Origin of the sequence: Acidisarcina polymorpha, assembly GCF_003330725.1 — a bacterium.
Lineage (GTDB): Bacteria > Acidobacteriota > Terriglobia > Terriglobales > Acidobacteriaceae > Acidisarcina > Acidisarcina polymorpha.
In genome coordinates this window covers 360,146-372,607 of the sequence record NZ_CP030840.1, presented here as the reverse complement: position 1 = coordinate 372,607, position 12,462 = coordinate 360,146, and the positions used below count along the sequence as shown (strand labels likewise).

General features: G+C 59.3%; 9 protein-coding genes. 4 read left to right on the top strand and 5 right to left on the bottom strand.

Annotated features, from left to right (window positions below):
* Positions 1-3: 3 nt before the first annotated feature.
* The 4 genes from ACPOL_RS01670 to ACPOL_RS01655 all read right to left on the bottom strand — a co-directional run bounded on the left by ACPOL_RS01670 (position 4) and on the right by ACPOL_RS01655 (position 6,862).
* Complete coding sequence (locus ACPOL_RS01670) at positions 4-936, bottom strand: polyprenyl synthetase family protein (RefSeq protein WP_338026738.1); 933 nt, start codon at positions 934-936, stop codon at positions 4-6.
* Entirely contained in the window at positions 933-2,744 is a 1,812-nt protein-coding gene (locus tag ACPOL_RS01665) for a glycosyltransferase family protein (protein WP_114205515.1), read from the bottom strand. The genes ACPOL_RS01670 and ACPOL_RS01665 overlap by 4 nt, the downstream gene beginning before the upstream one ends.
* Positions 2,741-5,143, bottom strand: a complete 2,403-nt coding sequence (locus tag ACPOL_RS01660) for a penicillin acylase family protein (RefSeq protein ID WP_236657166.1) — start codon at positions 5,141-5,143, stop codon at positions 2,741-2,743. Before ACPOL_RS01660 ends, ACPOL_RS01665 begins: the two co-directional genes overlap by 4 nt.
* 135 nt (positions 5,144-5,278) lie before the next feature.
* Positions 5,279-6,862: a carboxylesterase/lipase family protein gene (locus tag ACPOL_RS01655; RefSeq protein WP_236657165.1), complete on the bottom strand. Its 1,584-nt coding sequence runs from the start codon at positions 6,860-6,862 to the stop codon at positions 5,279-5,281.
* 665 nt (positions 6,863-7,527) lie between these two features.
* On the opposite strand from ACPOL_RS01655, the gene ACPOL_RS01645 reads away from it, so the two are divergent.
* The 3 genes from ACPOL_RS01645 to queG are packed head-to-tail and all read left to right on the top strand — an operon-like array spanning position 7,528 to position 10,822.
* A complete protein-coding gene (locus tag ACPOL_RS01645) occupies positions 7,528-8,532 on the top strand; it encodes a DHH family phosphoesterase (protein ID WP_114210551.1) in 1,005 nt (334 codons plus the stop codon).
* Between the two features lies 1 nt (position 8,533).
* Entirely contained in the window at positions 8,534-9,676 is a 1,143-nt protein-coding gene (locus tag ACPOL_RS01640) for a glycoside hydrolase family 130 protein (RefSeq protein ID WP_114210550.1), read from the top strand.
* Positions 9,677-9,688: 12 nt separating this feature from the next.
* Complete coding sequence (queG, locus tag ACPOL_RS01635) at positions 9,689-10,822, top strand: tRNA epoxyqueuosine(34) reductase QueG (protein ID WP_114205513.1); 1,134 nt, start codon at positions 9,689-9,691, stop codon at positions 10,820-10,822.
* 142 nt (positions 10,823-10,964) lie between these two features.
* On the opposite strand, the gene ACPOL_RS01630 is transcribed toward queG, so the two are convergent.
* On the bottom strand, positions 10,965-11,174 hold the full coding sequence (locus tag ACPOL_RS01630) for a cold-shock protein (protein ID WP_114205512.1): 210 nt from the start codon (positions 11,172-11,174) through the stop codon (positions 10,965-10,967).
* Positions 11,175-11,605: 431 nt separating this feature from the next.
* Between ACPOL_RS01630 and ACPOL_RS01625 the strand changes: the two genes are divergently transcribed.
* The gene (locus tag ACPOL_RS01625; protein ID WP_236657164.1) at positions 11,606-12,457 is read left to right on the top strand and encodes a YihY/virulence factor BrkB family protein; all 852 of its coding nucleotides are present in this window, start codon (positions 11,606-11,608) and stop codon (positions 12,455-12,457) included.
* Positions 12,458-12,462: the final 5 nt, after the last annotated feature.

Here is a 12,462-nt window from a genome sequence, read left to right as displayed (position 1 = left end):
TGGCTAATTTTTCCGCTCCACCAGGTATCTCGCGACCGCTTTCAGAGCGTCGGCGCGCTCTCCATAGGGCTCAAGGTAGGTAAATGCTTCGGTGATCAGCCGATTTGCATCTTCTCGTGAACGTTCAATACCGAAGACCGCTGGCCATGTGGCTTTGTCGCTCGCCAGGTCTTTCCCGGCAGTCTTGCCCAGATGTTCAGAGTCCTCAGTCATGTCGAGAATGTCATCGACGATCTGGAAGGCAAGCCCGGCTTTTCGCCCGAATTCAGTGAGTCGGTCGACATCGGCTCCTCCGTCAGGAGTGCCGCCACTGTTTCCCGCGTTACTTCCATAAACTGCCCCGGCGGCAAGGCTCACCCGGATCAGCGCGCCGGTTTTCGCACGGTGGATTGCGTCGACCATCGCTGCGGTTGGCTGGTGATGTTCGGCTTCGAGGTCGAGCACCTGACCGCCGATCATTCCCTCGATCGTACCGGTCGCCTGGGCAACGAGCCGAATGATCTCGACCACCGCGGCAGCGGATCGAGGCAGGGTCGCCAGGGTCTCGTAGGCCTGTGTCTGGAGGGCATCCCCGGCAAGAATGGCAATGGCCTCTCCGAAGACCACATGGCAAGTTGGCTTACCGCGGCGCAGCTCATCGTTATCAAGTGCGGGCAGATCGTCATGGATCAGCGAATAGGTATGCAGCATTTCAATCGCGGCCGCGAGGTTTTCTGCGCCTTCTGGCGGTTCGAGGGTGCCGGCAACCATGCGCGCGGCTTCGATACAGAGTACGGGCCGGAGACGCTTGCCTCCAGCGAAGACGCTATGCCGCATGGCTTGATGGATTGCAGTGGGGACCCGGGTTTCCGAAGGAAGCAGCCGGTCAAGGGCGCGGTCGGTGCGCTCCGCGCCGCAACGCAGGATCTCTTTCACATCTACGAGCATTTCAATCATGATATCCGACCTTCGGCTTTCCGCCGCAGCCCAGCTAGCAGCAGCAAAGCTGCCAGTGACACCGCGCTCAGGCCTCGCCCCAACCAGACGTCCGGAGTCGCCGAATATGTTATTTTGATGCGAGTAAGTCCCCTTTGGACGGGAATTGTCAGCAGGCCATCGTCGCGATGCGGACGGGCAATGACTACAGTATCGTTTGCTCTGACTACCCAGGCGGGATAGTCCATCAACCGCACAACGGCGAAACCCGGCTCGGCGCTCCTTACGCTGAAGGCGATGTCCTCGGTCTGCCACCGTTCGATGCGAAACTCGCCCGCAACGTGACTTGATGGATCGATTGTGTAGGAAGGGTTCGCCTGCTCGTCGCTGGCCGGCGGTACACCGGTTTCCGCATCAGCGGCATTCAAGATGCGGATCGGGGGAAGAGACTGTTGAATGATCGAGTTGTCCACGCCGAGAGGTGTGTATTCATCCGTGCCCTCGAAGCCGCTCCCGCCCGGCCAGAGAGTTAGTTGTGCGGATACAACGTCCTCCTCATCGCAACGCTGCCAGAAGAGCCAGGTCGACGTCGAGACGAGGGCAATGGCGGCCACCAGGGTCAAGATCTTTTGTAGAACGAATCGCGATTTTAGTTGATTTCGGTTCGGGGGCAGGGCTGCCGCTCCCAACGAGAGGGCGAACGGAATGCTCAAGACCAGCGACCAGCGCCAGGGGAACTGCAGGAATTTCAGCTCCGGTGCGTGGGTCCAGATGAATTGGCTCCAAGGAAGTTGAAGGGCGAGCAAGAGTGCGGCGGTCGCATAGAGAGGCCAGAGAAAACGGCGTGGGCTTTGACGCTTCCCGGCAAACAGGCCGGCTGCGGCGATGGTCACAAGCATGCTGACGAATATCCAGGAGGCGGTGCGGAGAACCTGATCGTGAAACGATTCGCCGGTGCGGGCGAAGAGGAAGCTGTCTTGAACTCGCATTCCGGGTCCGATGGCGCGGGCGATATCGACCCAGCGGCGTTCGTAGGCAGCGGGAACCAGGTAGAACGATGCGAGGCCAAGGCCGAGAAGCAGGGCGATCGCGGAGTCGAGAATTGGCTGCCACCGGCGGAGACGGATCGACTTCCACAGGATGATGGCTGCGAGGGTGTAGCAGCTCATCACGGCGGCGGGCGCATTGGTGAGCCAGACGGCGGCGATGGCCAGCGCCAAGGCAACGACGTTCCTTGTGCGTGAGCGCTCTGTTTCAGCCCCCCACGTTTCAGAGCCAAGAGTTTCAGAGCCAAGAGTTTCAGAGCCAAGATAAGCGGTGCCCGATCGAGTGCCATATAACACGATCAGCGGAAGCCAGATGCCGGCCGCCAATTCTCCATAGGCGGTACGTTCGTAGGCGACGAAGAGCGCATAGGGATTGAGCACATAAGCGCATCCGGCAAGGGCTGCGGCATTCGGCGGCAGCCACCTTCGCGCCAGTTGGTACATGCTCAAACCGCATCCAGCCATCACCGAAAATGTGAATACGCCAGGTACGGCAGCCCACGGCATCACTATGCTTAGAAGCGCGCCGAGCATCCAGGTCAATGGCGGATAGAAGACGAACCGTGGTTCACCGGCACCGTAATTCGCCGCTTCGACCCAGTGCGGGTAAATCGTCGCTTGATGCCAATGCTGGACGACCGCTAGCCACGATTGCAGATGGAAATCGAAATCGTGCCCGCAGGAATTACCGCGGATTGCGAGAGGTAATGAGACAAAGATGGCGCAGACGGCGATCAAGCCCCGCCACCGCCATTCGCGCGCGGCTGCTGCAGTCCACTTCACGGAGTGAGCCGAAGGGTGTGTTTCGCAGCGGCGGTAATCGCCTGTTCGCTGAACGGCAGCGTAAAGGTGGTGCGCCCATACCAGTACGGCCACTGATCGCTATACCAGGCGCTGAGCGGGTCGCCCGACTGTCCATACACGATGTTTTCGGTAGAGCCATCCAGGTTGCTCCAATCGACCGTAAGCCGCTGCGAAGGTCCGAGGCTTGCGCCCATCTGGTCGACAGTTGTGGGGTCGCCGTAGCGGGGCTGCACTCCCGTCCCGGTCCACTTCTTGAACCAGGGCAGCATGCCGTAAATCGGATGCGCCAGCTCGATCTTTCGAATCTCTCCATACTGCCATCTGCTGAGATTGGCGGGTGCGTGTTCGTCTTCGAGTCCCTTTTTCACGACGGCGGTTTGGAACTCGTTCCAGTTAGCGAAACCACTGGGTAGCCAGTGTGCAGGAGTATGGGTGAGGAGTTCCTCCTCTGCAAAGTATTTCTCTCCCCAACTGTAGAGTTTCCATCCGTCGCCCAGTTTCGGTTGGAGCAGGGACGGCCAGAAAGCCTGGCGAGCAGCGGCGATCACCGCAGCCGGTGCGGAGTTGGCGTTGATCACCCCGTCCCAGGAGCGAAGCAGGTCGGCCGCCTGGCGCAGCTGTGGTGAGGCCTTTGGCGTGTGATCGATCGCATAGGCATAGCGCCGGGCGAGGTCCTGGTCGAGGCTAGAGTAAATATCGGTCTGCAGCGTCAGCATATCGGCTGGGGTCAACTTGTTCTTGCCCGCCAGCCACTTCCAGATCCGTTCATTGCGATAAGGCGCGGCCCACTCGAGGGTGAGCGGGTAGGGATAGCCGTCGGGAGTGATCCGGGCATTCGCGGTCGCGAGGATGCCATTCGCGGGATCAAGGACGCTCGGCAGTTGCTCGAAAGGAACGAAGCCTTGCCACTCATGAGTCCCGGAGGCAACGGGAATGGACGAAAGGCCGCCCTCACGCATCGGAATAAAGCCAACCGCCTGATAGCCGATATGCCCTTGATCGTCGGCGTAAATGACGTTGAGAGACGGTCCCCACCAGGACTTCAAAATGCTGCGGAACTCGCCCCAGTTGGAAGCGGCGTCAATGTCGAAGAGCGGAATGCTGTTCGCGCCCGGATCGTAGGCAGACCATTTCAACGTGAGCACGCGCTGTTCGTGCGCAATGGCTGGAGTGAGGATGGGACCGTGGTCGGTGTGGCCCACGTCGACGACGATGTCATTGCCGCCGCGTACCCGGATGGTTTCGCGGATATGCTCGATCGGCTTCCAACCGGTCGCGCTCATGTATTCATCCCGGTTGTTCACTCGTTCGATGTAAATGTCCTGCGTGTCGCCGTAGAGGGAAGTGAATCCCCAGGAGATGTGATCGTTGTGACCGGAGGTGACAAAGGGCGAGCCCGGAGAGCCGACTCCGGCAACGTGGAAGCCGCCGGCTTTGAGGTCGACTTCGTACCAGATGTCGGGAATCGTATGGGTGATGTGCATGTCGTTCGACATGAGCGGCTTGCCCGAGGCGGTATGCGCGCCTGAGATCGCCCATTCGTTGGATCCGACTGCGCAGCCATCGCAGCCACTATGGCCGAGCAGGTCACGAAGCCCGAGCAGGTCTTCCACCGAGGACTGGGATTCGTCGAGAGGTACGTCCGGAATCGGCGGCTGCGGCGCAGTCAGGTCTGGCAGCGCCTGGGTCGGCGGATGGTCGCGCCATGAACCAACCGGAAACAGATCAGCCGCGAGCGTCGGGCCGAGCTTAGCCACCACTTGTTCATGCTCGAGCTTGCTCTCCCAGCGCTCGTCCTCCATCTGCACCATACCCAGCAGAACCAGCACCGAGTCGACCGGCTGCCACAGTTTCGGCTTATACCTCAGGAAGCCGAACTCAGCCGGCAGCGTGTCTGGATGTGCAGCGATGAAGGCGTTCACGCCGCGCGCATAGTCGTCGAAGAAGCGGCGGTCCCTAGCACTCAATCCGGCGGTAATGCGTTCCGCCATCGGACGCATTTCGAGCAGGCGCTGCACCCGGTCGTGCGCCACCAGATTTTTGCCGAGAACCTCGGCAATCTCCCCGGCCACATAGCGGCGGGTCATGTCCATCTGCCAGAGACGGTCTTGCGCGGTGACGTAGCCTTGGGCGGCAAAGAGATCGTCTAAATTGGCAGCCTCGATATGCGGGACGCCGTGTTCATCACGCCGTACGGAGACCTCAGCGGTCAGGCCCGCCAATTTGGTCGTGCCGTCAATCTGGGGCAGGGAAGCGCGCATCGCGTGCTTGAGCCAGAGAGCGCCTCCAGCGACTGCGGAAATCACGATAATGACGAGAGCAAGCAGCAGCCAGCCGAGCAGGCGTAGCCAAGGACTTCTTCTTACCGAGCCAGACACGGAAATGGATACTCCTGAACTTCGTTCCGCAAAAGCTCATTGTCTCACCGAGGGCTTGGTTCATCCGATGCGGACAAATAGCCGCCCGATTCCCCGTCAACTCAAGGGAGCAAAGGAACGGCGGAACGACACCGCTTAAAGCACGCCGTCCCAGAGCCTGCGCTCCGCGTCTTGCGGCTTCCGCTCGATGCGGCTTTGGGTGTCGAAGATCATCGTCGGCCGGGCCGTCGTAGAGTACGCCGGCCACTCTGGCAGGCCAGGCGCGGCAGGAGTGTCGCCGCGGATAAAGGCGACCCATGCCTGGTGAACCTGTTTCGCGAGGGCCGCCTCGGCCGACTCATTCTCCGCGTCGGCATGCGGGCGGTTCCAAACCAGGCCCACATCGAGCGAATGATAGGAGTAGCCGCGCAGCCGTCCGTTGGTTTCGGAGAAATCGAGTTGATACATCCAGGCGCTTCCGCCGCCTTGAAGATGCGCGTCCGCCACGCGAACGGTAGGAATCCAGTATTCCTCGGCGGTAACGGCGCGAATGCGCAATTGCTCCTCGGTCATCTCTGGATAGATCTGCTTGTAACGTTCCAGGACTTCTTCAAATTTCGCCAGCGAAAGATTGCCCAGGTCCTTGGCCGCTGGATCGCTCTGCGGATGGGGACCGATGAAGAGGGCGCTCTCGTCGCGATTCGTGCCAATGAGCAATCGTTTGCCACGCGTTGATCCTGCAGCGATCGTCTGAATGGGGAGTCGCGGGATCAAGTCGCCATCCACCTCGGCGCGCAAAGGGAAATGCTGCGGCCACTGTTCGAGGAACGAGTGTTGGCTTTCAATAATCAGGCTCGCCGGAGCAGTTTTCAAGCTGGGAAGGTCTTTTCCGGAGGACTTGCGCCATTCTTCGCCGAAACCATTCGCGACAGTGGCCGAGTTGGCCGCCGTCCAGATACGCTCCGCGCCTCCACTCTCGGAGATCATCTGGTGGAAGAGCGGCTGGGCTGAGGGAACGCCCATGAGAATGTCGGTCAGCTTGGCCCCTGCCGATTCGCCTCCGATGGTGACCCGGTTGGGATCGCCGCCAAAAGAAGCCACATTCTCGCGGACCCACTCTAAGGCCATGATGATGTCACGGAGCGCGTTGTTGGCAGAGCCGGCGTATTCGCTCTCTGCCTTTTCATCGAGCAATGGACCCAGATCGAGGAAACCGAAGACCCCGAGCCGGTAACCCACGGTGATCAAGACGATGCCCGCTCGGGCGAACTCGGTCCCGTCATACATCGGTTCGAAGGCGTGGCCGCTGACGAAACCGCCGCCGTGGATCCAGACAAAGACGGGAAACGGCCCGTTGCCCTCAGGCGCCCAGATGTTCAGGTAGAGGCAGTCTTCGCTGTGTGTGATGGGCGGCTCGCCGGGCGCGATGGTCTCATGCCACTGCATGGCGGAGGCCGGGAAGTGTGTGGCGTCGCGTTCACCCGACGACGGCTTCGCCTTAACGGGTGGCCGGAAGCGCAGCGCACCGGCCGGCGGCTCTGCGAACGGGACGCCGCGAAAGACGCGGACGTTGTTGGCGATCTCGCCACGGAACGTTCCGCTCGGAGCGCGCACGGTCGCCGAGACCGGCGCGTCAAGGGCCAGTGCATGTCTCGACTGGAAAGCGAGCGCGGCGAGCGAGGCTCGGGTGACGAAGGCACGGCGGGAGATAGGGCGACGCGACGAGATCTGATTTTTCATTCGGCAGACTTTTTCATTCGGCAGACTATGGCTCAAGAGGATTGTAGTCAACGAACCCGCCAATGTGGCGGCTGCTGGGCTTTCCCGAGCCAAAGACCTTCCCGCGCCCAAGAGCAGCCACGTTCATGCCCCCACGTTCATGCCCCGACCGGAACCAAAAATAATAGGTTCCGTGCTAGAGTGAATGGCATTCAAGTGCCGTCAGTCGCTAGGAGCATGATGACCGAACGTAAGGGAGATCTCCCCATCTGGTGCAAGACACCAAGCAGCCGGCGTCGGGCCGCTAGCATCGTCTTTCTGCTTTGGATCACCTCGGTGTCGATGCTGATCTCGGCCTATGTTTGTTCCATACCATGGCCTTTAAAGCTTGTGGAAGCAATGTGTGCAGCCTACTTCATCGTGCACCTCGTTCCGATGACTGGCACCCTCTTTAGAAGCTTGCTGGGAGAATGGAAGGAGACTGATGGTGAAAGCCGGAGACCCCAATCCGACCAGCGCGTACAGAATCATACGAGCCGATGAGCGAAAATTCCCATGTGTCTCCTATAGAAGCTCCCTGCCTCACTTGACAGGCGGCGGCTTCCCAGCAATCCTAGAGAATTCGTTATAGGAACTCTGGCGTCGGGGGCTTGTCCGTCCGTGTGCCGGGGAATGGGGATTCGGGGTTGAAGGTTCGCGTCTTATATCATGATCGTTGCTTCGACGGAGCCTGCTCGGCCTCGCTGTTTACCCGTTTTCATCAGCAATGCATTCAGCCCGAGGCGCAGTATGAATATCACGGGCTGGTGCACCGCGCGGGCGCGCTCTTTCAGGATGATGACTTCGGCGATCAGGAAAATGCCATCGTCGATTTCAAATACTCAACATCGCCGCGGCTGACCTGGTGGTTCGACCACCATCTGAGCGCATTTCTCACTCCCGAGGACCATGCCCAGTATTTGCGCGGACTGGCCGACGGCAGCTTCACCGATCGGCGATTTTACGATCCCAAGTACACCTCCTGCACCAGCTTCATCGCGCACATCGCGCAGACGCGCTTCGGCTTCGACGTCGCTCCGGTAGCCGATCTCATCTATTGGGCCGACATCGTCGACGGCGCGCTCTATGAGAGTGCGGAGGCGGCGGTCGAAATGGCTTCGCCGGCTATGAAGCTGACCTTGATCATCGAATCCAGTCAGGATCCGGAATTCATTCCACGAATGATTCCTTTGCTGACCACAGAATCGCTTGATCAGGTCCTAAGGGAGCCTTTTGTAGCAAGTCAGCTTCCGCCCCTGCTCGAGCGCCATCGGGAGGCAATTGCCTTGATCCGCGAGCGTTCGGAAGAGAACGCCGGAACCATCTTCTTTGACATCGCAGACCGGCCCTTAGAGGGATACAACAAGTTCATCCCCTATTACCTGCACCCGCATGCGACCTATTCCGTTGGGCTCTCGAAGTCGAGCTTTCGCACCAAGGTCTCGGTCGGATCGAATCCCTGGACGAAGGCTGATCCCGCCTACCTGTTGAATCTCGCTTCCATCTGTGAACGCTATGGCGGCGGCGGGCATGCGCGGGTGGGAGCGATCTCCTTTCCGCCAGATCAGGAGCAGCGCGCGCGCGAGGCCGCTGCCGAGATCGTTGCTGAGCTCCGCGCTCACAATCCGCTGGCCGCTCAAAATCTGGCCTAAGATGAAAATCCTGGTCCGCGTGCCTGCCTGCAAGCGCCTCCTGCTTGGGGCAATCGTGGCTGCGATTGCTGCTATCGGCGTTGCGATGCCGGCGATGGCCGAAGACCGCGGCTGGCAGATTGCGCCATTCGTGCGGCCGGCGAGTGGCAACCCGGTCATCACTCCAGACAAACGCGCCATCTTTCAGGATCCAATCCTGCAGACCCCAGTTACCTGGGAGGCGCTGCATACCTTCAATCCTGCGGCGATCGTTCGCGACGGCAAAGTCTATGTCTTATACCGCGCCGAAGACGACAGCGGCGCCATGCAGATCGGCATGCATACCTCGCGCCTGGGTCTGGCGGTCAGCGATGACGGCGTCCATTTCTCACCGCAGAAAACACCCGTCTTTTATCCGGCAGTAGACGCTCAAAAAGACCGCGAATGGCCCGGCGGCGTCGAAGATCCGCGGCTCGTCGAAGGCGAGGACGGGACTTACGTGCTCACCTACACGCAATGGAATCGTAAGACCTACTCGGTCGGTATCGCGACTTCCAAAGACCTCGTCGCCTGGACCAAGCATGGTCCAGCCTTTGGAAACACCGGCAAATATGCTGGGCTGATGTACAAGTCAGCGGGGATCGTCACCAGCCTTCAAAGTGGACGATTGATCGCCGCGAAGATTCACGGCAAATATTGGATGTACTGGGGCGAGATCCATGTCCATTTAGCGACTTCAGAAGACTTGATTCATTGGGCCCCGGTCGAAGATGGCGCAGCACAGCCGAAGGATTTGCTGTCCGCACGTCCTGGACATTTCGACAGCAGCTTTCCCGAGACTGGGCCGCCACCGGTGCTTACCAAACGCGGCATCGTCGTGATCTATAACGGCAAAAATGCTCCAGAGAACGGCGACCCAAATTTAGGACCGAACGCCTATGCAGCGGGAGAGGCGTTGTTTTCCGCAGCCGATCCGACGAAGCTGCTGGAGCGAAGCGAGAGGCCCTTCTTCTTCCCGGAGATGGCGTATGAAAAAACCGGACAATACGCGGCGGGAACCACTTTTGCGGAGGGTCTAGTCTGTTTTAAAGGGAAATGGTTTCTCTATTATGGTTGCGCGGATTCACTGGTTGGCGTCGCCGTAGATGACGCTTCGCGAGAGTGAGGCAAATGGTTGATGAATCCTGCCGCCTCCCTGTCGGACCTGGTCGCTGAACTCGCTCAGGAGGCTGGTTTCGCGGCGACCGGCATTGCTGCGGTTCCCGATCCAGCTTCGCCCGAAGACTACGCGGAGTTGCAAAACGTCGAGCCATGGCTGGCTTCGGGCCGCGCCGGGGAGATGGAGTATCTCAAGCGCCGCGACGAGGCCGGACGACTGCTTCGGTCTTCGCTTCGAGTCGCCCTGCCCTGGGCGCGTTCGGTGATTGTCTGCGCGGCCAACTATAACTCCGGCGCACCCAATTCGACCGAACCTGCCCCTTCAAGCCGAGGGTGGATCGCCCGCTACGCCTGGACCGGGAAGCCTTCCGGCGACGGCCAGGTGCGGCCTTCGGACTATCACAAGGTGCTCTTACACCGGCTGCGATCGATGGAGACGAAACTCAAAGATCTGTACGGAGACTTTCAATCCCGCTGTTACGTGGATACAGGACCCATCGTGGAGAGGATCTATGCCAAATATGCAGGCATAGGCTGGATTGGAAAGAACACGTGCATCCTGAACGAGCAGTTAGGGTCATGGTTATTCCTCGGAGTGATCGCAACCTCGATCGAGGTGAGCCCGGCATCGATCGCTGCCGTCCCGGAGGATCGCTGCGGCAGTTGTCGCCGCTGTATCGAGGCATGCCCGACAGGCGCGCTCACCGACGCTTACCGCATGGACGCGAGCCTCTGCATCTCTTACCTCACGATCGAAAAGAGGGGGGAGATACCGGAGCAGTTACGCGCCCAGATAGGACGGCAAATCTTTGGCTGCGATATCTGCCAGGACGTCTGCCCATGGAACCGGAGGGCCCCGCTCGGTCGGGATGTTGAGTTATCCACGCGCGCCGACTTGGTGAATCCGGCGCTCGACTGGCTCGCGGCAATCGACGAATCGGGCTTCGCAAATCTCTTCCACGGCTCGCCGGTTACCCGCACTAAGCTTTCGGGCTTGCGACGCAATGTGGCGATCGCGATGGGTAATTCGCGGCTGCGGAGCTTTCTTCCGAAGCTGCAAGAGTGGTCCCAGGCAGCAGACACCGTCCTGGCGGCGACGGCGGCCTGGGCCATCACCCAGATCGAGAGTCAACCATCAACCGATGGCCTTTAAGCGGAGAGCTTGATCAGAAGTACAGCTATTGAATGCAAAGAACCGAACTCGGCGGCCGTTTTCCTCCGAGGAAAATGCCTATAGAGCTGTTCTCCGGCAAATGCATCCACCTGGACTGCTGCTCTGGATGTCGGGTAAAGCTCTAAGCACGATTTCGATGAACATTCGCGGCGTTAAGTCCCTTGGGCCCCTGCTGGCATTCGAATTCGACTGCCTCTCCCTCATTCAGACTCTTGTACCCGTCTTCCTGAATGGCCGAAAAATGAACGAACACATCTTCCCCGGTTGAACGCTGAATGAACCCATAGCCCTTGGCACCATTGAACCACTTGACGACGCCGTGCTCCCTCATCCTTAACTCCTTGTGACTTCCTGTTTAGATCCAGAATGCTCCTGAAAACACACAAGCCGCCGGCGGCGCAGGCGCGACGCGATGGCAGCTCAGAGAAACAGTCCCATTCTCGAATCGGTGATACCAATACATCTAAAAGAGCGGCCTTCCGAGACTTACTTCCGTACCTTTAAGTTGGGTACTTATTTTTTATGACAGGAAAGAGTTGCAAACGCAAGAAAAATTTGAAGGCGGCAGAGGCCGTTCGGCCCTATGCACTGCGATCATAGTGAACTCAAATTGAGTGGCCCTGTTCGGACTGATAGCATCGCCACACGGAGCCCACCTCGATTTTCTCCATCAAGCCAGCCATACCGGAGCATCGCGAACCGGCCGAGCAAGCAGCCAACGCCGCTCGTCGTCCTGCGAATCAACCGAGGGCAAGAATCTCCTTGGAGGAGATCGGGACCCAGCTTGTCTCGCTCGCCAAATACCTTAGCCAGACCGAAGTTCATACCTATGCGTTCAGCGTTGCCGCGAACGCGATTCTGTCGCTATTTCCCTTTATTGTCATGATGTATACCGTAGCGCGCCGTATCTTCCACTCACGTTCGATGGAAGATGTCATCGGCAACATGGTGCGCTATTTTCTACCTACCGGGCAGGACTTCGTCGTAAAGAACATGAGTCTGGTGGCCAACGCTCACAGCGGAGTGAGGGTCGCCGCGGTCATCATGTTGCTGATCTCCTCGAGCGGGATCTTTTTGCCCCTGGAGGTAGCGCTCAATCAAGTCTGGGGCGTGACCAAAAATCGATCCTATCTGATGAACCAGCTGGTATCCACCGGGCTGGCAGCGAGCGTCTGCGCACTTGTTCTGGGCTCTGTCGCGGTGACCGCTTTTCAGCATTCGCTGCTCAGATTCATCTTCTTCGGTCATGTCGACAACTTCGTCTTCCGATTTATAGCGCAGTGGCTGCTCCAGCTGTCGGCCGCATTTCTCAGCGTGACCTTGTTCTTCCTGATTTATTGGATCCTGCCCAATCGGCGGCTGCCGTGGCAGGCGGTCTTGCCCAGCGCCCTGATCACCGGTTTAGGGTGGGAGGTGGCCAAGATTCTCTATGTAGGAGCGCTTCCGTGGCTGGATTTCAAGGCAGTTTATGGTCCCTTCGCGACCTCAGTCGGGCTGATGCTGTGGGCCTTTCTCACCGGCATGTTGCTGCTGGCGGGAGCCCATTACTCGGCGACGCGCTACACCCTCAAACTGGTGCATCAGGCAGATATCGAAGCCGATGCCAAGCCGTGATTTAG